Here is a 22,524-nt window from a genome sequence, read left to right as displayed (position 1 = left end):
AAATTATGAAAAATAAAATTTTAAAATTACTATTTGGTTTGGTAGTAATATTCGCTGTTAACATTAGCTGTACAGACGATTTAAATACTAAACCACTTGTAGAACTATCGTTAGAGGAAGTACTAGAGCAAGACCCTCAAGCCGTGGAAGGAATCTTATCTAGACTTTATGGATCTTTTGCCCTTTCGGGTGCAGATGGCTCAGGAAGTTCAGATATTAGTGATGATGCTGGAGAATCACCTTTTTTAAGAGGTATTGTAAACTTACAAGATTTTGCTGCCGATGCCATGAAAAATAGATGGGGAGATAATGGTTTAGACCAGTTAACCACTACGACCGATTGGACGCCGGATAATAAATTCTTTAGATATTTATACAACAGAATTTTCTTTACCATTCCGCAGTGTAACAACTTACTTTCTATACTACCTAATGTAACCGTAGAAAACAAAGATGGAATTATCTCGGAGGTACGCTTTATTAGAGCATTAGCTAACTTTTATTTAATTGATGTATTTGGAAAAGGGGTTCTTGCAACTGAAGAAAACTTCGGTCAATCAGAATCACTTCCTGAAGCTTCTAGACAGGAATTATATGATTTTGTTGAATCTGAACTTTTAGAGATTGAAGCTCTTTTACCTCCTACTAACACTTATGGTAGAGCAACCAAGGGGGCGGCACAAATGTTATTAGCAAAATTATATTTGAATGCCGAAGTTTATACAGGAACCCCTGCTTACGACAAGGCTGCTATATATGCTAATAAAGTAATTACAGAAGGGCCTTATGTTTTGGCAGACGATTTTGTAAGTTTATTTTCTGCAGATAATGATTCATCAACAGAAATTATTTTTCCATTAATTGCCGATGCTCAAGTAAGTCAGAGTTTTGGTAACACTACATACATAGTCAATGGAAATTTAAACGCAGATACTACACCTCTTGCTCAATTTGGAGCTACTGAAGGTTGGGGCGGACACAGATCTAGTAAAGCGTGGTACGGGCTATTTGGCGATTTAAGCACTTCAACAGATGTGAGAGCAAGTTTATTTTGGACAGAAGGCCACAACTACGAAATGGAAGACTATAAAGAATGGACTGATGGGTATCCTTCTGTAAAATTTAGAAATACAAATTTTGTTGGTGCATCATTACCTTCTAGTTTTTCTTCTACAGACTTTCCATTATTCAGACTGGCTGATGCTTACTTAATGTATGCAGAATGTGCAGTAAGAAATGCTTCTGGAGCAGATATGGGAACAGCGGTGCAATATGTAAATATTGTTCGAGAAAGATCGAATGCAAGTCTTATTACACAAAATGATTTAACAGAACAATTTATAATTGATGAACGTGCAAGAGAATTAAATCTTGAAGGCCACAGACGTACCGATTTAATTCGTTTCGGGATGTTTACAGGTAATAAGTATTTATGGCCATGGAAAGGTGGTGTAAAAAATGGGACATCAATACCAGAAACTTACAAACTATATCCAATTCCTTCGTCTGCTTTACAGGCTAACCCGAATTTAACTCAAAACCCAGGATTCTAAAAAAACTAAACATAAACTATTATGAAAAATATTAAACTTTTAGCGCTTTTATTAATAGCTCTTATTGGCTTCAATGCTTGTGATCAGGAAGACGATTTAGTATTCACTGCTCAAGCACCTGTTGAAGGTATTATCTTCTCTAATTCTTTTTTAGACGAATATATATTAACCCCAACCGCTTCAAGTAACTTAGGTGAGCGTTTTACATGGCAAAATGCTAATTATGGTGTACCAACAAACACTACTTACGAGTTAGAAAACTCCATTTTAGGCGATTTTACAGATGCCACTACCGTAGGCACTACAGACGGAAATGAACTTGCCGTTACTATTGGTAATTTGTTAACTTTCGCTGAGGCAGCTGGATTGGATAACGATCCAGATACAGATTTACCAAATACAGGAATGCTTTACTTTAGAGTAAAAGCATTTATAGGAACCGAAGGACTTCCAACCTATTCTGCAACACAAGAATTAAACGTTGTTTTACCAGAAGAAGTAATTGGTGGCGGTGGTGCTTTTGAAGTAGCTTCTTGGGGTGTTGTAGGTTCTGGTTATAATAACTGGGGCGCATTTGCCGATGGTAAATTTTATACAACTGCAACGCCAGGAGTTATCGTATCATACGTAAATTTACTAGATGGTGAAATTAAATTCCGAGAAAATAATACTTGGGATAGTAGTTTAGGTGATGCTAATAACGATGGGATTTTAGATGGAGATAATGACAATAATATTGCCGTAACAGCTGGTGATTATAAAATCACTATTGATACTAATGATAACTCTTATACTCTCGAACCATTTTCATGGGGTGTTGTAGGTTCTGGGTATAATGACTGGGGCGGTGCAGGTCCTGATGCTAAATTTTACTATGATTACACAACAGATACTTTTAAAGTTGGTGTTCAATTATTAGATGGTGAAATTAAATTTAGAATGAATAATGCTTGGGATGTGGCTTTAGGAGATGCAACTGGTGATGGTGTTTTAGATACTGATGCTGATAATAACATAGCATCAACTGCGGGTCATTACTTAATTACAATTAACCTAAATGATAATTCTTATACAATAGAAGAATCAAATGTATATGGTGTTGTTGGTTCTGGATTTAACGATTGGGGCGGGGCTGGACCTGATGCTTCATTAACTGAAGTTCAACCAGGTGTATGGTTTGCTGAAAACATTACTCTATTAGATGGTGAGATTAAATTCCGTCAAAACAATACTTGGGATGTTAGTTATGGCGATGCTACTGGTGATAATATTTTAGACACTGACGCAGACAATAACATTGCATCTGAAGCTGGAAACTATGTAATTAGCATAGACTTTAATGATGCCGAGGGTATTAAATACTCTATCGGAAAAAGGTAAGCTCTTTTAAAGAAAAAAATATTTTTTAAATTAAAAAGAGGTTGCATGTTTACTATTTGCAACCTCTTTTTTTATAAAACTAAATGCTATGAAAAGACTAATACTTATTTTTTTACTATCAGTTAATTGGTGTTTTGCACAACAACAAACGGTTACTCATTCAGTTTCTCCTACTCCTTTTGAAGAAAGCAACAACATAACCATTACAATACAAGGCAATAGTGTTGATGAAGTGGCTTGGGGCGTAACAGGACACGAACTTTATCTTTGGGCTTGGTCTTTAGATACCAATTTAGCTAACGAACAAGGCTGCCCTACTAATGGCTCTTGGGATAACTCTAATGAAGCGAATAAACTAACCTATAATAGTGGTGCAGATACTTATACTATATCATTTGTACCTACAGCATTTTTTTCTAGAACAAATATTGGAAGAATTGGATTTTTAGTTAAAGCTAAAGATGGCTCTGGCGACAAAAAATCGCAAGATATTTTAGAGAATGTTGGTGCCTTTCAATTATCATTAAGTACTCCTAGCAACACAACTACCATTATAAATTCGGGAAGCAACCATAATATAACGGCTTCAAATACTGGTGGCAATGCAGATTATATACTAAAGGCAAATGGCAGTACTATTAACATACAATCTGGTATTGATTCGTATGCATACACAGATACAAATATCACGGCCAATAGAAATTACACTTTAGAAGTAACCATAGGCGGAGTAACAAAAATAAAATCATTTTCTGTTATTGTTGATCCTGGATCAGAGTTTAGTGTTATGCCGCAAACCTATTTAGATGGTATTACTTATGATGATAGCGACCCAACTAAAGCAACTCTAGTGCTTTATGCTGCGGGTAAAGACTTTGTTTATGTTGCTGGTAGTTTTAATAATTGGCAACCAGATGCTTCTTACGCCATGAAACGAGACCCTTCTAGAAACAACAAATTCTGGCTTACTTTAACTGGTTTAACACCTGGGCAAATTGAAACCTATCAATATTGGGTAGTAGATAAAACACCCATTGCAAATTCTCCAACATTAGTTAAAACGGCAGACCCTTTCTCTACTTTAGTTTTATCTCCTTTTGACGACCCTTATATTCCGGCTTCAACATATCCTAACTTACCAACCTATCCATCTGGTCAAGATCGTGAAGTTACGGTTTTACAAACAGGCAAAACACCATATAACTGGCAGGTTACAAATTTCGAAAAACCTAAAAAAGAAGATTTAGTTATTTATGAAGTTTTAATTCGTGATTTTGATGCCGACAGAAACTTTCAAGACCTTATTGATAAAATAGATTACTTTAAAAACTTAAATATAAATGCTATTGAACTTATGCCTATCATGGAATTTGAAGGCAACGAAAGTTGGGGCTACAACACCTCATTCCATATGGCTTTAGATAAGTTTTACGGAACGGAAGCTAAGTTTAAAGAATTTATTGATGTTTGTCACCAAAATGGTATTGCTGTTATATTAGATGTTGCATTAAATCATGCCTTTGGAAGAAACCCTATGGTACGTATGTGGATGAACGACCCTGATAATGATGGTTGGGGAGAACCAAGTTCTGAAAACCCATACTTTAATGAAACGGCAAAACATACTTATAGTGTGGGTTCTGATTTCGATCATTCAAACTCGTTTACAAACGTATATACAAAACGTGTAGTTAAGCATTGGATAGAAGAATTTAACATTGACGGGTTTCGTTGGGATTTAACAAAAGGCTTTACCCAAGAGTGCTCCTCTGGTGATGAGGGCTGCACAAATAGCTACAAGCAAGACAGGGTTGATGTCTTAAAAGAGTACGCCGATTATTCATGGAGTTTAGATGAAACTCATTATGTGATATTTGAACATTTAGGCGCAGATAATGAAGAGCAACAATGGGCTAATTACAGAATTGGCGATGCTATTCCTAAAGGCGTAATGATGTGGAGCGAAATGTGGACACCCTACAAAAACTTGGCTCAAGGACAATCAACCGACATTAATTTTGATAGAATGGGGCATACTGCTCATAGTTTTACTGAAAAGCGCACACTTGGGTACCCAGAAAGCCATGACAAGGACAGAATTATGTATGAAATGACAGCCTTTGGCACGAGTACAAATCCGTCTCATGATGTTACAGATTTAAATATCGCTTTAAAAAGAATGTCCGCTTTAGGCGCCATATCGCTTACCGTGCCAGGACCAAAAATGGTTTGGCATTTTGCCGAATTAGGCATGGAAAATTCTATTTGGATGTGCTCTAATGGCGTTGTTAACACCGATTATGATGGTAATAATGATGGCGATTGTAAATTAGATACCAAGCCACAACCGCAATGGACCAATAACTGGTTAAATGACACTAACAGGAGTCAAGTTTATAAGGATTGGTCTAGATTAAATGCTCTTAAAATTAATGAAACCGTTTTTGAAGGTAGCTATAATATTACTTCTGGTACACAAACACCAAGAATAAGCATTTATACTGGAAACGAAAACACGTCTTCTGACACAGCGCTTAAAAACGTTATTGTAATTGCAAACTTTTCGGTAACAAACCAAACTATAAATCCTAACTTCCCTTATTCTGGAGATTGGTATGACTTGATGGATGAATCCACTACACCTGTAACAATTGATGGCTCAACCACTGCGGTAAATCTTGCTCCTGGCGAATTTAGAGTGTACGGAAACCAAGTCTCAACCTTATCTACCAAGAGTTATGAGAAGCTATTAAATACTAAAATCTATCCAAATCCAGCCTCAACATCATTTCAAGTAAATACAGCTTTGGAGTCGGTTTTAATTTATGATATTACTGGAAAAGTAGTAAAAACCTTTAGAGGCCAATTTAGAGCAGGTAATACTTTTGATATAGCACACTTAAAACAAAGCATTTACTTAGTAAAAGCAACTAACGAATCAGGAGAAACAAACACATTAAAACTTGTAAAACAATAGTTTAAAACAGAATAAAAACAAAAAAGCTTCTCAATTCCAATCTGGAACATGAGAAGCTTTTTTATGTTAAAAAGGTTATAGTATTCTAGCTATTTCCTTTTTTATAGTCTTCTAAAAACTTAGCTAAACCAATATCTGTTAAAGGGTGTTTTAATAAACCTTTAATAGATGATAATGGCCCAGTCATAACATCACTTCCTAATTTAGCACAATCAATAACGTGCATAGTGTGACGCACAGATGCTGCTAGGATTTGAGTTTCGAAACCGTAGTTATCGTAAATTTGTCTAATTTCTGCAATAAGGTTTAAACCATCTGTAGAAATATCATCTAATCTACCAATAAAAGGAGACACATAAGTTGCTCCAGCTTTAGCTGCTAATAGTGCTTGACCAGCAGAAAACACTAAAGTTACATTAGTCTTAATTCCTTTATCAGAAAAATATTTACAAGCTTTAATACCATCAGCTATTAATGGTAATTTAACTACGATTTGAGGGTTTAAAGCTGCTAAAGCTTCTCCTTCTTTAACCATACCTTCAAAATCTGTTGAGATGACTTCGGCACTTACATCACCTTCAACTATATCACATATTTTTTTGTAATGTGCTATAATATTATCGGCACCTGTAATACCTTCTTTCGCCATTAAAGACGGGTTGGTTGTAACACCATCTAAAACACCAAAAGCTTGTGCTTCTGCAATATCATCAAGGTTTGCTGTATCTATAAAAAATTTCATATCTCTTAGTTTATTTTGTTAAAACTGATTCGTTTAAATAGTCTAATACTTGTTTGCTTACTTTCTCTCCTGTAAACCCAAACTTATCGTCTAGAACTTTTGCTGGTGCAGAATAACCAAAGTGAGTTAATCCAAATACTTTACCATTATCTCCAACAAGACCTTCTAGATTAACAGGTAATCCTGCAGTTAATCCAAATAACGGCGTGTTTTTAGGAATAACGCTATTTTGGTATTCTTTAGGTTGATTTCTGAATACACCTTCTGAAATTATAGAAGCTATACTCACCTTTAAATTTTCCTTTTCTTCAAGTATTTGAGCCGCTTCAAATAAGGTAGCAACTTCTGATCCGTTCGCTACTAAAACCACATCTGGGTTTGCAACTTCTTTTACCAAATAACCACCCTTTTGAGCCGCTAAAGCATCTTGATATCTTGATGCGCCTTTAGCAGGAAGATCTTTAATTCCTTGTCTTGATAAGATTAAACCAGATGGTGAGTCTGTGTTTTCTAAAGCCATTTTCCAAGCAACGCTAGTTTCAGCTGAATCTGCTGGACGCATAGCTAAGAAACTATTTTTACCACTATGGTTTTTAAGCTTCTCTAATAAACGTATTTGAGCTTCTTGCTCTACTGGTTGGTGTGTTGGCCCATCTTCACCTACTCTAAAAGCATCGTGTGTCCAAACATATTTTACACCTAATTCTTGAATTCCACTTAAACGGATAGCTGGTTTCATATAATCTGAAAACACAAAGAATGTTGCTACTACAGGAATAATTCCGCCGTGTAAAGCAATACCGTTTGCAATACAAGCCATAGTTAATTCGGCAACACCCGCTTGTAAAAACGATCCGCTAAAATCGCCTTTTTGTAATGCTGATGATTTTTTTAAGAATCCATCAGTTTTATCACTGTTAGATAAATCGGCAGAAGACACAATCATGTTTTCTACGTTTTCAGCTAAATATGCTAACACATTTGAAGAGGCAACTCTAGAAGCTAAACCTGCCTTATGCTCGATAGATTCGAAATCTAATTCTGGAAGTTTTCCTGATAAGAAGAAATCTAATTTATTAGCTAAAGCTTCATTATCTTTTCTCCAAGCGTTTATAACAGCTTTCTTTTTAGCTGCTTGTGCTGTTTTTTCTGCAATTACCTTTTTATATAAGGCACTTACGTTTTCATTTATATCGAAAGGATTTTCAACACTAGCCCCTAAATTTAATAAGGTTTTTTCGTAATCTGCACCCGTTGCTCCAATTGGCTGACCGTGTAATTCACAGTGTCCTTCAAACATAGTACCATCGGCAGCTACACAACCTTTACCCATTATTGTTTTTCCAATAATTAAGGTTGGTTTTTCGGTTTCGTTATTTGCATCGGTTAATGCCTTTCTAATTTCATCGTGGTTATGAGCATCGATAGTAACTACTTTCCAACCCCAAGCTTCATATTTAGCAGCGGTATCTTCACTAGTTACCTCGTCTGTAGATGTTGATAATTGAATATCATTAGAATCGAAAAACATAATAAAGTTGCTTAATCCCAAATGACCTGCAATTCTACCAGCACCTTGAGATATTTCTTCTTGAATACCTCCATCAGAAATAAATCCATAAATTTTATGGTTTAACCAATCTCCAAAACGTGCTTCTAAAAATTTAGCAGCAATAGCAGCTCCCACGCCCATAGTATGACCTTGCCCTAATGGACCAGATGTATTTTCTATACCTCGTGCCACATCTACTTCTGGATGCCCTGGAGTAATTGAACCCCATTGACGGAAGTTTGCAACATCGTCTTTAGCATAATTTCCTAGTAAATAGTACTGTGCATACATTAATGTAGATAAATGACCTGCATCCATAAAGAAACGATCTCTAAATGGCCATGTCATATCTGATGGATCATAATTAAAAAATTCTGAATAAAGGATATGCATAAAATCTGCCCCTCCCATTGGGCCACCTGGATGACCTGAATTTGCCTTTTCTACCATAGCTACACATAATGCTCTTATATTATCTGCTGCCTGTAAATTAATGTCTTTGTTCATTTTTTTAATTATGATTAATATTTAATTGCTTAAAAAAACAGGGTGATTGTGTAACTAAATAGCTATCAAAACACACGGTTTTTGCAAATATATAATCTTTAAATCGTTAGGGGTAAATAAATAGTAAAATTTTTTAATAACAAGTGTTAACATCTCTAAAATACCACGTTGATTATACGAATAATGAAAAATAGCTGATAGAAAGCAGTTACTTGTTTATGATATTAACGTATTTATTAAAAAATCAACTCATAAGATATAATGACTTGCTATTTTTGTAAAACTAGCAATTTGCTCTTTTTCCCAACCCTTGTTCCTTCCCAACTCCTTAGCTAAAATAGAAGCTACAAGTGGTGCTATTTCTACCGCTGCTTTGGCGTCTAAAAACAATACTCTTACACGTCTTGCCAAAACATCGTCTACAGTTCTTGCCATTTCATTTCTGATAGCCCAAACTACTTCTACCTTTGTAAACTCTAATCGTTCATGTAATTTCTCGCCTAACTCAGGAGATTTTTCAATAAGGGCGATAATATGTTTTTTATCACTTCCGTAGACATACAAATGGTTCGATTTATGGACCGCACCATCAGCTCCATGAATTAATAAGGTTTTAGTTATACACTTTACGTTTGGTAATTTACCTAGTTTAATTACTCTATTTATGGTATCCTGTGCCATACGGCGGTAGGTTGTCCATTTACCTCCTGTTATTGTAATTAAGCCAGATTTAGATTTAATAATTTTATGACTTCTTGAAATTTCTTTGGTTTTTTCTGAATTATCTTTTGGTGCAGCCAAAGGGCGTAAACCAGCAAATACACTTAGCACATCTTGTTTGCCAACAGGTTTAGTTAAATACGCATTGGCTGTTTCTAGAATAAAATCGATTTCTTGACTAAGTGCTTTTGGTTCCAAGCTGTGGCTTTCCATAAGCGTATCTGTAGTTCCTACAACAACTCTATTGTGCCATGGCACTAAAAACAACACTCTACCATCTTTAGTTTTAGGAATCATAATAGCATCGTTTCCTGGTAAAAACGATTTATCGAGAACCACATGCACACCTTGGCTAGGGCGAATTTTATTTTTAGCCTGGGCATTGTCCATTTTTAAAACATCGTCTGTAAAAACACCTGTAGCATTTATTACTGCTCGACTATTTAAGGTATAAGTGGCTTCAGTTTCAGAATCTACTGTTTGAACCCCACAAATTTTGCCAGTATTATTTTTAAGTAAATGGGTTACTTTAAAATGATTAAGTACCGTTGCTCCATGCTCAATACAAGTTTGTGCCAAATTTATAGCAAGCCTAGAATCATCAAACTGTCCGTCGTGATAAACAACACCGCCTTTTAACTGACCCTTTTTTAGCGTTTTTAAACGTGATTTAGTTTCATCTTTTGAAATTCTAGAGGATCTTCCAAAACTCAATTTTCCAGATAAAAAATCGTACACTTTAAGGCCAATGGTATAAAAGAAATTATCCCACCAACTATAATTAGGAATAATGAATGATTGATCGCCTACCAAATGCGGTGCATTTTTCAACATTAATCCGCGTTCGTATAGTGCTTCTTTAACCAAATCGATATTTCCTTGTGCTAAATAGCGCACACCACCATGCACTAATTTTGTACTTCGGCTAGAGGTTCCTTTAGCAAAATCTACTTGTTCTAGAAGTAAAGTTTTAAAACCACGCGAAGCACTATCTAACGCAACACCTAAACCTGTACCTCCGCCACCAATAACAATTACATCCCAATCTGTATTTTCTTTTAATTGATTTACTAAAGTTTCTCTACTAAACAAATTGAATATTTTTAATTATTAACGCTTTTAAAAATCGAATCACAGCCTGTATTTTTAATACTCTGTTTTATCCATTTTAATTTCCCATTTCTTAAATGCTTCAATAGCAATATCTCTTCCTAGTTGTTTAAAAGGAATACTTCTATTTTCGTAAGGCAAAGGAATTTCTTTATAAATAAAGGCATCATCAAAACCTATATTTGCGGCATCTATCTGGTTACTGCCATAATATACTTTATCTGGTCTTGCCCAATAAATCGCACCTAAACACATAGGACATGGCTCACATGATGTATAAATCTCACAGCCTTCTAATTGAAATGAATTTAAGTTTTTACAAGCATCTCGTATTGCGGTAACCTCGGCATGTGCCGTAGGGTCGTTTGTTGATGTTACTTTATTATTACCTCGACCAACTATTTTGCCATCTTTTACTATGACACAGCCAAAAGGACCGCCTTCATTATTATTCATTCCAGAAATCGCTGCATTTACAGCCTCTTGCATAAATAGTTTTTTATTTAAATCATTCATATAACAGTACTTTTTCGTCTTTTTTTAAAAAGTGAATTTACATAAAAAACATGGCAACTTTGTTAGGAACTAATATTTAAATCACGCACCATAAACGCAAACTAATTGATATAAAAAGGTACCGATTCTAATGATATAATTTAAGTTACAAGAGGTGTTTTTAAATAAAAAAAGAGAGCCACAATTTCTTGTTAACCCTCCTGCTATTAAAAAAACTAATGAATAATTTATTTAAAAAAATTAAAAACGTGATTACGCCTCTCTTCTATATACATCTAAATTGATGTCTTTTTCCTGATAGTCATACTCTTTAAGAAATGGGCGATAGTCAATTGAAATATTATGAAGATCCTCAACCGTTAATGGTTTACTTAAATAATCTAAGCAATAAAAGTTTGCTTTTACCTTATTTACATCTATCAAATTAATTGCGGAAGTAAGCATATATATTTTTAAATCCTTGACATCTAAAAAATCCAATTCTCTTAGTCTATCAAGAAACTCAAAACCACTACATTGTGGCATATCATAATCTAAAATCAACATATCTGGTCGTGTTAAATGATTAAGATTATTTGGATGTAAAGAGATTTTTAAATACTCAAGGGCTGTTACCGGGCTACTAAAATCTACAACCCTAATTGTTTCATCAAACTGTTCAACAACTTGCTTAATTATAAATAAATCTACTTCACTATCATCTACTAGCACTATGTTTCTTAATGGTTTCAAGCTATTTTAGTTTTTTAATTTATGTTTAAACTAATGTCTTTACTAAGTTTACTAAAATCTTTTAACTCTTGCGTAGATATGGTAGCCGAAACCACAATACCTCTAGTATTTATTACAGGACCAATTTGTGAAATAAAAACAACATCCTCACCTTCAGAATTAACACCATAAGTTTGAAATTGATCTGGCTTAGCGTTATCAAAAACATTTCTAATAATTTGCTTAACCTTATTGTGAAAAATTGGGTTTATAAAACCATATAAATTACACCCTAAAACTTCTTTCTCACATAATTTCCCAAAGCCCTGGTTAGAATTTATAATTTCGGCAAAGGCATTTATTGAAAGCACTGAGTTTGAAATACAATTATAATACGTTTTATTAGGCGTTTCAGTGCTTATAACTTTTAATTTAGCGTCATGATTTGCTTGATCGTTAAAATGGAAAGCAACAAACTTATCGATGCTTCCTGACTCATTTCTTCCGGGTACTATCATGGTATCTAACCTATACAATTTACCCGAACTTGTATAATCTGTTATTATTCCTTTCCAGATTCCACCATTCTTAATCTCCGACCATATATCCTTATAAATAGGATTAGCATGTCTTCCAGATTTTAAAATTGTATTTAATTCCCCTACAATTTTATGATGAGGAATTTCAATTAACTCTGAAAATTTATGATTGGCATAAACTATTCTACCTATAATATCTATAATAGAAATACTTGTGTGATTATCTAAAAATGCTTCTAACATACTATCTGGATTATCTCTCCAAACTTCTTGTTTCATTAGTTTCATAACATGTTTGTTCTTGATTTAAAATATTAATCAAAGACTATAATAATATTGTTGAAAATTAGATTTGCGGCACATTGCCAAAAGTCAAACAAGCTTAAAATTTACCTTTTTTTAATAATTATTTTTTTTTAAATGAATTATTTTAAATGTGTTGATTATCTTTTATTATTGACATTCCACTTTATTAGAAACATCTAAGTACATAGACACAAAACTTTCAATATTGCCGTCGTTGTCTTTTGTTGGCACAATTGTAGATTCTAACTCAAACTGCTTCCCTGTTTTTGTTTTACTAGACAAAATCCCTTTCCATACCTGTCCGTTTTCTATAGTTTTCCATAACTCTTTATAAAAAGGATCTTTTCGAATATCGGAAACAAACAATCTATTTACCACGCCTAAAAGCTCACTTTCTTTACTTTCGGTTATGGTACAAAAACGATCGTTCGCGTATACTATTCTTCCCAATTTATCTGAAACGGAAACGGCTACATTGCTTTTTATAAATTCAGAAATTGCAATCTCTGGATTTGTGCGCCACATGTAATGTTTAATTGCTTGCATCGAATATTTGTTTAACGTTTATAGAATGAGCCAAGGCTTCATCAAAATCTTTAAAGATTTTATATGGCGTGTTGGGCTCATAAATTCTCTTATATGAGTTTATTAATAATTTTGTATTTAATGAATTGACAATAAATGCTTCATAAATTCTTGCCTTTTTAAAAACCAAACTACTTGCGAAAAATTTAGCGGCAGATGTACTTAGATTACCTTGATTATCTCTAACATCAATTATAAATGGAGCAGATCTGCCTTCCAACAACTCTAAAACAGCAACTTCATACTCTTCTAAAGTATTTTGCTCTAGTGTTAAATAGGTTTCTGTGTTACTGAATTCGCAAAAGAGAATTCCTTGAGAATCTGTCCAAAATCGTGCTTTATTAAGTTTAATTTCTTTTTTAATAGGGTTCATTATGAGAGAGCATTAAAAAAATGATTAGTTTCTAGCGAATAAGAAATCGCATTATTATAATTTTTAAAAATTTTGTTTGGAATTATAGGGTCGTATATTTTTCTTAAAGCAACGAGTGCTAATTGAATAAAATAGGAATTGACCACAAAGGCCTTTGATAGTATAGCTGATTTTAACTCAAGATTATTTGCTATTACTTGAATTACAGTAAAAGCTTCTTTTTCTTTAAGTATTCTAAGATCGACTAATAAAGGAAAATAACTGCCGCCGGAAATTGATGTAATTGTATTTACATATTCTTCTAAAAACTCTTCACTAAACTCCTTAGTGCATTCTCCTCTTTCAAATTTGCAAAAGAGAATTCCCTCGTCGAGCCAAAACTTAGCCTTATTACATTTTCTTACATTTTCCATTAGCAGTCATTCTATTGAAAACTGAAGAACAATTGGTATGCCAAAACAATAAAAAGAGTAATTAAAAAACCACAACACCTTGACTTACAGTTAATTAAGTGCATCGCTTTGAAAATTACACATGAAACAAAAACCACGGTATACCGTTATTCAAACACCGCTAAATTAAGAACCACGGTAATCCGTTATTTTTTATAAGGTTTTGTTATACCTAGTTTTTTCATTCTATCTCTCAAGGTACTAGGTTTAATATCTAGAAGTTTTGATGCGCCATCGTCTCCATGAATTTTCCAATCGCACTTTTCTAATGTTTTTAAAATATGATTGCGCTGAACTTCATCAAGAGTAAGACTTGTGTAGTTTTTAGTTAACTCTTTTAATACTGTAGTTTCATTAACAGGCGATAGCATTAAGGTTTCTGAGTCTGATAAGATTACCGCTCGTTCTACTAAATTTTCTAACTCTCTTATATTACCTGGCCATTTATGAGACATAAGATCGTCCATAGCATCACTAGGTATATATTTAATATGTTTTTCGTAAGCTTTATTAAATTTATCTACAAAATGCTCCACTAACAATGGTATATCTTCTAATCGATCTTTTAAAGGCGGTACATTAATAGGGAACACATTAAGCCTAAAAAATAAATCTTCTCTAAACTGTTTCTTTTCAATTTCTTCTTTTAGATCTCTATTTGTTGCAGCTATTACTCTAACATCTAATTTTTTTGAGCCCGTACCTCCAACAACTTCAATTTCTCCTTCTTGTAAAAATCTTAAAATTTTTGGTTGCATATCTAAAGGTAGCTCTCCTATTTCATCTAAAAATAAAGTACCACCATCTGCCAATTCAAATTTCCCTGTTTTATCACTAAAGGCACCTGTAAACGACCCTTTTTTATGCCCAAATAACTCACTCTCAATAAGTTCTCTAGGAATTGCAGAACAATTTATTTTAATTAAAGGCTTTTTATTACGTAAACTAATATTATGAATTGCTCGAGCTAGTAACTCTTTACCTGTACCCGATTCTCCCAACAACAACACCGATGCATTAGTTGGCGCTACCTTTTCTACTTCGGTTAACACTTTACTAAACACCTCACTGCCGTAAACCATTTCTTCATAGTTAAAAACTAAGGCTAACTCGTTTCTTAGGTATACGTTTTCTTGCTCTAACTGTTCTCGTAAATGATTTAACTCTTTGTTAGCGGTAGAGAGTTCGGCATTTGCAACAACCAAGTTTTTTTCGGCTATTTTACGCTCGGAACTTTCAACCATTAAGGATACAATACTTGCTATAGAGGTTGCAAACTCCTCATCTTCTGCAGTCCATTTTCTTTTTTCTCCAATATGTTCAAAACAAATAACACCATACATGCCTTGGTTGCCTTGGATAAAAACATCTAAAATTGAAGAAATCCCTAAAGGATTTAAATAACTTGTTGCAAACCCTTTAGTAATCTCATTATTAACAGCATCCTCAATACTTAATAAACTGTTACCATTTAAGGCATCAAAATAATCTGGATTATCCTTATTTGTTAAGTTTAATCCTTCTTCAAACTCTCCTGTTTCTAAATGGTATAATTTTTCGCAAATAATTAATGTTTTATCCTCGTTAAATTTCCATACACCCACACGAGCCACGTTTAAAGCCGCTGCCGATAGAGATATTATTTTTTTTAGAGAGTTATAATAATCGGACCCCACAAGTGCGGTTAACTCCATTATTATTTTTTTCTTCTGAGTAGATTTTCTAGCAATATCCTCTAGTATTCTTTTCGCTTTTTCTTCCTCTGAAACGTCTTTTAAAGTTGCAAATAAAGCGATAACCTCGCCTTCATCATTTTTAATATTACCCGATAAAAACGAGGCTAAATATTTTTCGCCGTTTTTTCTAACAAACTCAAGATGGAAAGACTTAGCCTTACCTTTTGCAACGTCGTCTTTGGTTGCTAACATTAATTGTAAATCTTCAGCTTTAGCAAATGGATATGGTAAATTTAAACCAACAAGCTCTTCTTCAGTATATCCTAAGATCTTACATAACGCATCGTTAACCAATATGATTTGGCCTTCGAGATTTACAATTAATAAACCTTCTTGCATAGACATAATAAGCTTATCTGAAAATGCTTTGGCCGCTTGTAATTCTAACTCTGCTTTTTTACGAGCCGTTATATCTTGAATGGTTCCATAAAAAAATGATGCTTCGCCATTTTCAAAGACGACTTCACCCAATCCATGAATCCACTTTAATTCTTTACTTTTTTTCGTGAATATTCTATACTCTAAATCAAACTTCTGTCCAGTTTCTATACATCTTTCAATTTCCTTATCGCATATATCAACATCTTCAGTATGGGTTATTGCTCTCCAATCATCTAATGCTATTTTAGTATTTATATTTAACTCTGCTATCTCTTTTAAAATTATGGAAGTTTCAGCTATTCCCTTTTTTATATCTAAGGTAAAACTACCTATTTTTGCGATTTTTTGAGCTTCTAATAACGATTTTTCACTTTCTTTTATTTTTATTTCCGCCCCTTTTCGCTCTGTTATATCTTGAATGGTACCATAAAAATTTGTGCAAATTCCATCAACAAAAACAAATTCACCTAAACCGTGAATCCATCTTAACACCTTGTTTTTGGCAGTAAACACTCTATACTCCAAATCGAATTTCTCACCACGTTTTTGGGACTCTAAAACCGTTTGCTTAACTAACTGCCTATCATCGGGATGTACTATTGTTTTCCATAGATTAAAGCTAATATCCTTATCAACACTTATCTCTAAAATTTCATTAAAAGTTACTGAAGTTTCGGCAACGAGCTCTATTAGGTTTAAATTAAAGCTACCAATTTTAGCGATTTCTTGAGCCTCTAATAGCGATTTTTTACTTTCTTTTATTTTTATTTCTGCTTCTTTGCGCTCATTAATATCCTGTATAGTTCCAAAAAAGCTTGTTGGCTTGCCATCATTATAAATGGCATCACCTAGTATATGAAACCATCTTGTTCTTTTTTTGTTGTAAGTAATTATTCGATATTCGAAATCAAGCTTCTCACCTGTTTTAATACTCTTGTTCATCTCTTCAATAAATGCAAGCCTATCTTCAGGATGTAATATCTTAGTATTCCAAAATTCCAAGGTTATTTGGCTTTTTTGGCTAACCCCTATTATTTCTTTAAAAACTATTGAGGTTTCTGTAATTTCTGTTTTTAAGTCGAGATTAAAACTACCAATTTTAGCCGTTTTTTGTGCTTCTAATAGTGATTTTTCACTTTCCTGTATTTTTAATTCCGTCTCTTTTCGTTTGGTAATATCCTGCATTGTACCAATCATTTTAATAGGATTTCCATCGCTATCAAATATGACCTCACCTACACCATGTGTCCAAATTTCTTTTTTATTGTTTAATTTACAAACTCGATATTCTCTGTTAAATTTTTTGTTGTTTTTTATGCAGTCTTCAAAATAAGCTAAAACATCTTCTCTTTCATCTGGATGAATAAGAGCACTCCATGTATCAATCGTTTTAACAAACGATTTTTTCATACCTAACATTTTATCTAATACAACAGAGCTTTTCCAAGTTTTGTCTATCAAGTCTACTGCAAATGTTCCTATATTACCTACTATCTGTGAGCGCCTCAAATTATACTCACTTTCTAAAAGCATTATTTCTGCCTCTTTACGCTCGGTAATATCCTGTATGGTTCCAATCATTTTCATTGGTGCACCATCATCATCAAAAACTAACTCTCCAAATCCATGAACCCAAACTTCCTCCTTAGTATTGTTTTTTATAAGCCTATATTCTCTATTAAATTTTTTATGGTTTTTTATTACGTCAACCTCTAAATGGTTTAACATACCGGCTCTATCATCTGGGTGAATTAAGCCTAACCAATTTTCTACATTTTTTAGAAATGATTTTTTTATACCAAAAATATTATCTAAAACCGCTGAGCTATACCAAATACCCGAATTAATATCTAAAGAGTAAGAACCTATGTTTGCAACTATTTGCGACTGCCTTAAATTGTATTCGCTTTCTTGAAGTTTTATTTCGGCTTTTTTACGCTCGGTAATATCACGAGCTACCGCAAGTATTTTGCCATCATTTTGCAATTTTGTAGAAATTTCGGCATCTATAAAATCTCTATTTTTAGCTATGAATTGTTTTTCAATTGTTACAGGTTCGCCATTTAATATTTGCTGATAAGTATTGGGATTTTCAATTATATCACCTGCGACAATATCTTGAAGCGTTAATTTTGAAAATTCATTTTTACTATATCCTAAAATATTATGTGTTGCCTTATTAAAATCATATATAACACCATCAAATGAAAATGTAAGTATCGCATCATTTGCTTGGTTAATTAAAGATTTATAAGACGCATCTCTTTTTTTAACCTCTTCTATGATGTTGAATTTCACAATAGCTATTTTCGCCAAATTAACGGCAGAGTTTAATTCTCGAATATCTTCTAAAGACGGTGTTTTAACTGTGCCACTATAAATTGCAAATGTTCCTAATACTGTTTTGTTTTCAGAAAGTATGGGAATGGACCAACACGATTTTAAATTATTCTGTAAAGCTAAATCTCTATAATTTTCCCACAACTTATTTGCACTTATATCTGCAACGATTACCGGCTTTTTTGTAAATGCAGCTGTCCCACAAGATCCTACATTATTACCAATAACTACTCGCTTGATAGCTAAATTATATGCTTTAGGTATAGTTGGTGCCGAAATAAGATCTAAATGAATGCCATCTTCATCTAACATACTAATAGCTAGAGAAAACTCTGGACGTATTAATTGGTAGTTCTTTATTATATGATTAAAGACTTCTTTAATAGGCGTGTTACTTGCTATTAAATCTAGTATTGCATTTTCATTAATTAACTTTTGTTCAATTTTTTCGCGCTGGAGTATTTCTTTTTCTAAAACTGAATTTTTTTGTTCTAACTTACTAATTAAGCGTTTACTATACTGCTTTAAAACTTCCTGATCTGTATACTGCTCTTTTTCAACAGGTTGTTCTTGACTGGTATCTTTTGAAAGAATATCATGAACTAATTGAAGTAATTTATCTGAATCTGTAGGTTTTCTTAAAAAATAATCGGCCCCTAGTTTTAAGGCAAAATCTTCGTCAGGTTTTTTAGTATAGGTGGAGGTGTAAAAAACAAAAGGGATATCTTTATATAATTCATCTTTTTTACATGCTTGACAGAACATATAGCCATCCATAACCGGCATAAAAATATCCGAAATAATAAGATGTACATTATTTTGAGGTAGCTTCTCTAACGCTTCTTTACCATCTTTGGCTTCAACAACATGATACCCTGCCTCTTCCAGTATTACTCTTAACAAGTAAAGGTTCTCATAAATATCATCTACTATTAATATAGTTTTCATACCAATTAATTTTGTTTTTTTGCTTTATAAATATCCTTCATCTCTTCTATAAAAGTATCTGGATTAATAGGTTTTTCGATATACGCATCCATGCCTACCTCTATAGCTTTTTCTTTATCTGCATCCAAAACATAAGATGAAACAGCTATTATTGTTGTGTTTTTTGGGCAAACCACTCTTTCTTAGGTTAATACAAATTTCGTAACCATCCATATCTGGTAACTGAATATCCATTAAAATAATATCTGGGTGGTTTTCATTCGCCAACTTTAAACCTTCTTCACCATTATAAGCTTTAATTATTTTACATCTACTATTTTCTAACAAATAGGCCAGCATATACATGTTTTGCATATTATCCTCTATTATTAAAACGGTAACCATAATTTACAATATGCTTAAATCTTATTATTTTTTATTTATAACATCTAAAGGCAATTTAAAACTAAAATTACTGCCTTTACCTATTTTGCTTTGCACATTAATACTTCCTCCTAATTTTTCAATTAAGTTTTTACAAATGGACAATCCTAGGCCTGTACCTTCATGGTTTCTATTCAATCCATCTTTAAGTTGCGCAAAAGGCATAAATAATTTTGAAATATCCTTTTCGTTTATACCTATTCCTTGATCTATAACCTGCGTTATAAGATGATCGTCTATCACATCTGCTTTAATAAGTATAGTGCCTTGTTCTGAAAACTTAACAGCATTGGAAAGTAAATTAAGTAATACTTGCTCTACGCGTCCTTGGTCGCTTACAAGCGTTATTTCCATTTCGCTAATTTCGGTCTTCAAATTAAGTGCCTTAGCAGAAGCTTGGGGCGATACAAAATCGATAGTACTTTCCAAGGATTTTAAGTAATCGAAAGGAGCGAAAGTAACTTGTAACTTACCTGCTTCTATTTTAGAAATATCTAGAACATCATTAATTAAACCAAGTAAATGCTCTCCACTATTTTTAACCATTTGCAACTGCTTAATTTGTTCGCGGTTTAGTGGTCCTGCAATTTCTTTTAATAAAATACCCGTAAAGCCTATAATTGAGTTCATTGGCGTGCGTAACTCATGAGACATGGTTGCTAAAAATGCAGATTTCATTAAATCTGCAGATTGCGCTTTAACTTTTTCTTTTTCTAACTCTGAAGTTCTTGAGGTTACTAATTCTTCTAAATTATTTTTGTGAGCATTTAACTCTGCTTCTGCTTTTTTACGAACCGTAATATTTGATGCTACAATACCCAAAGCCATTGGCCTAGAGTTGCTATCTTTAATTAAAAACCCAGACATCTCAACAGGTATTAAACTACCTGCCTTAAATGTTTTAAATTCAGACTCACCTCTCCATTTTTCTGTTTTAAAAACACTAGTAATTTGATCGTGTACTATAACATCGTGTAAGCGTTTAGGATAAAAATCTGTTATATGGTTTGGCAACTCTTGTTTAGCCCCTAATTCGACTAATTGTCTACCCTTTTTATTTAAATAAATAGGCTTACCTTCTAAGGATGCTAATCCAATAAAATCGTCGCTAGTTTCTATTAAAGAAAGTAACATTTTATTATTTTCTTCTGCTTTTTTGTTTTCTGTAATGTCCCTTATGGTACCTATTAAAAATTTATTACCATTACCATCAGTATATCTGGTTTTCTTAGTAGATATAGTTTGCTTTTCTCTTCCGCTTACGGTAAAACATTCTTCTGTTATATTTTCAATTCCAGATTCTAAAACTTTTTTATCAATACTTAAAAAGCTTTCACTTTCTTGAGGTGGCAAATCTTCAGTCATTGTTTTACCAATCACAGCGTCACTAGGCACATTAAACATTTTGCAAAAAGCATCGTTAACAATAAGCATACGGCTTTGCTCATCTTTTACAAATAATGGATCTCCAATATTATTAATGATATTATCAAGGTTACGCTCACTTTCTTTTAGTAATTCTTCAGATTTTTTACGCTCTGTAATGTCTGTAAAGTAAATAGTTAAGCCTTCCGAAGTTGGATAAATTTTATTCTCAAACCACTTATCCAATGGTTTATAATAACCTTGAAATATTTGTGCTTGCTGGGTTTCCTCTGCTTTATAATAAGCATCGTAAAATGGAAGACCTTTACCTTCTGGGAATTCTGTCCAAATATGTTTACCTAATAAATTACTAGGTGTTCTGCCCAAAATTTCTCCTGCTTTTTTGTTTACATATGTATAACACCATTTCTTATCTAAAGAGATAAATCCGTCGGAAATATTATTTAACGTTACTTCGATTTGAGACGACAACTCTTGTTCAACTTTCTGTTTTGCAACTACAAGATCTTTATATTTTTTTCTGTAATCAATTATTGAAAAAATATCGCGTTCCCGATTAGCTATAAAGGATGCTCCCCCACTCTCATAATCAAAATATTTTAAATACACATAAAGCAATAGTGAAAATACTACAGATGAAATAGCTTTACCTATTAAATGACATATTAATGACGATTTAAATAAAGGGGTACCATAATGCATTGCTATGTTATACACAATAGCATCAAACATCAGAATTAAAAACAATGAACTAAACAGAACTAGAAAAAAAGGCAGCTTTTTCAGTCTAGAAATTAAATATTGATATAGGATTATAAGTAATAAAAAATCAACAGACATAATAGCTGTGCCCTTAGAAAAATACTTAAAATTTATAACTAAAATAGAACTAGAGTTTATGGATGCATTATTAATTTGACTCACCAGGTATTGCTGTACATAAGTAATTTGAAATACAAGAGCCATTATAATATTAGAAATAATAATTCCAATAATTAGAGCCCGAGTGCTAGCAACCCCTTCCTTTATATAGATTAATAAAACCGCAAATAACAATACACTAAATAAGATTATAGACCCAGGATACATTACATAGCCATCAAAAATGGTTATGCTAAACGAAGTTACCGCGTTGGCTTGCAAATATTGAACAGCCCCCAAAAGAAGATAAAGAGGTGCTAAACCAATTTTGGCTCTAAGTTTAAATAATAAAAGAATACTTGAGGCTATTAGCAAAAACTCTACAAGTATTGTAGCATAAATATTCATACAATTTCATTTGGGTAA

The 22,524-nt window shown here is 33.1% G+C and carries 16 protein-coding genes; 3 read left to right on the top strand and 13 right to left on the bottom strand.

Translation table 11 applies throughout. The features are described 5' to 3' along the window. Positions 1-5 precede the first annotated feature (5 nt). The 3 genes from AAFN75_RS09710 (at position 6) to AAFN75_RS09700 (ending at position 5,910) form a co-directional block, all read left to right on the top strand. Positions 6-1,553, top strand: coding sequence for a RagB/SusD family nutrient uptake outer membrane protein (locus tag AAFN75_RS09710; protein WP_411806150.1), 1,548 nt, complete (start codon positions 6-8; stop codon positions 1,551-1,553). A 21-nt stretch (positions 1,554-1,574) separates the two neighbouring features. Further along, complete coding sequence (locus AAFN75_RS09705; RefSeq protein WP_411806149.1) at positions 1,575-2,933, top strand: SusE domain-containing protein; 1,359 nt, start codon at positions 1,575-1,577, stop codon at positions 2,931-2,933. 88 nt (positions 2,934-3,021) lie between these two features. Then, complete coding sequence (locus tag AAFN75_RS09700) at positions 3,022-5,910, top strand: alpha-amylase family glycosyl hydrolase (protein WP_411806148.1); 2,889 nt, start codon at positions 3,022-3,024, stop codon at positions 5,908-5,910. A gap of 85 nt (positions 5,911-5,995) precedes the next feature. Here the strand turns inward: AAFN75_RS09700 and fsa are convergent, their stop codons facing one another. The 13 genes from fsa to AAFN75_RS09635 form a co-directional block, all read right to left on the bottom strand. Beyond that, positions 5,996-6,652, bottom strand: coding sequence for a fructose-6-phosphate aldolase (gene fsa, locus AAFN75_RS09695; protein WP_144115360.1), 657 nt, complete (start codon positions 6,650-6,652; stop codon positions 5,996-5,998). Positions 6,653-6,662: 10 nt separating this feature from the next. Continuing rightward, positions 6,663-8,711: a transketolase family protein gene (locus tag AAFN75_RS09690; protein ID WP_411806147.1), complete on the bottom strand. Its 2,049-nt coding sequence runs from the start codon at positions 8,709-8,711 to the stop codon at positions 6,663-6,665. A gap of 249 nt (positions 8,712-8,960) precedes the next feature. Further along, complete coding sequence (locus AAFN75_RS09685) at positions 8,961-10,532, bottom strand: glycerol-3-phosphate dehydrogenase/oxidase (protein ID WP_411809280.1); 1,572 nt, start codon at positions 10,530-10,532, stop codon at positions 8,961-8,963. 45 nt (positions 10,533-10,577) lie between these two features. Beyond that, positions 10,578-11,057 (bottom strand): nucleoside deaminase, encoded by a 480-nt coding sequence (locus AAFN75_RS09680; protein WP_411806146.1) that lies wholly within the window; start codon positions 11,055-11,057, stop codon positions 10,578-10,580. Between the two features lie 252 nt (positions 11,058-11,309). Beyond that, entirely contained in the window at positions 11,310-11,789 is a 480-nt protein-coding gene (locus tag AAFN75_RS09675; RefSeq protein WP_411806145.1) for a response regulator, read from the bottom strand. A gap of 14 nt (positions 11,790-11,803) precedes the next feature. After that, positions 11,804-12,595: a PAS domain-containing protein gene (locus tag AAFN75_RS09670; RefSeq protein WP_411806144.1), complete on the bottom strand. Its 792-nt coding sequence runs from the start codon at positions 12,593-12,595 to the stop codon at positions 11,804-11,806. A 165-nt stretch (positions 12,596-12,760) separates the two neighbouring features. Next, the gene (locus tag AAFN75_RS09665; protein WP_411806143.1) at positions 12,761-13,159 is read right to left on the bottom strand and encodes a PAS domain-containing protein; all 399 of its coding nucleotides are present in this window, start codon (positions 13,157-13,159) and stop codon (positions 12,761-12,763) included. Next, positions 13,146-13,571 carry a hypothetical protein gene (locus tag AAFN75_RS09660; protein WP_411806142.1) on the bottom strand — a complete coding sequence of 142 codons (426 nt, stop codon included), beginning with the start codon at positions 13,569-13,571 and terminating at the stop codon, positions 13,146-13,148. Before AAFN75_RS09660 ends, AAFN75_RS09665 begins: the two co-directional genes overlap by 14 nt. Then, positions 13,571-13,984 (bottom strand): hypothetical protein, encoded by a 414-nt coding sequence (locus AAFN75_RS09655; protein WP_411806141.1) that lies wholly within the window; start codon positions 13,982-13,984, stop codon positions 13,571-13,573. Before AAFN75_RS09655 ends, AAFN75_RS09660 begins: the two co-directional genes overlap by 1 nt. Positions 13,985-14,169: 185 nt before the next feature. After that, positions 14,170-19,428, bottom strand: a complete 5,259-nt coding sequence (locus AAFN75_RS09650) for a PAS domain-containing protein (RefSeq protein WP_411806140.1) — start codon at positions 19,426-19,428, stop codon at positions 14,170-14,172. Between the two features lie 5 nt (positions 19,429-19,433). Beyond that, on the bottom strand, positions 19,434-19,556 hold the full coding sequence (locus AAFN75_RS09645; RefSeq protein WP_411806139.1) for a hypothetical protein: 123 nt from the start codon (positions 19,554-19,556) through the stop codon (positions 19,434-19,436). Beyond that, positions 19,543-19,812 carry a response regulator gene (locus tag AAFN75_RS09640; RefSeq protein WP_411806138.1) on the bottom strand — a complete coding sequence of 90 codons (270 nt, stop codon included), beginning with the start codon at positions 19,810-19,812 and terminating at the stop codon, positions 19,543-19,545. The genes AAFN75_RS09645 and AAFN75_RS09640 overlap by 14 nt, the downstream gene beginning before the upstream one ends. A gap of 24 nt (positions 19,813-19,836) precedes the next feature. Further along, entirely contained in the window at positions 19,837-22,506 is a 2,670-nt protein-coding gene (locus AAFN75_RS09635) for a PAS domain S-box protein (RefSeq protein ID WP_411806137.1), read from the bottom strand. Positions 22,507-22,524: the final 18 nt, after the last annotated feature.

It is taken from the genome of Algibacter sp. AS12, from assembly GCF_046736315.1.
GTDB classification, from domain to species: Bacteria; Bacteroidota; Bacteroidia; order Flavobacteriales; family Flavobacteriaceae; genus Algibacter_B; species Algibacter_B amylolyticus.
Note: the sequence above shows the minus strand (reverse complement) of the source record. Positions and strands in the feature narration are given on the sequence as shown.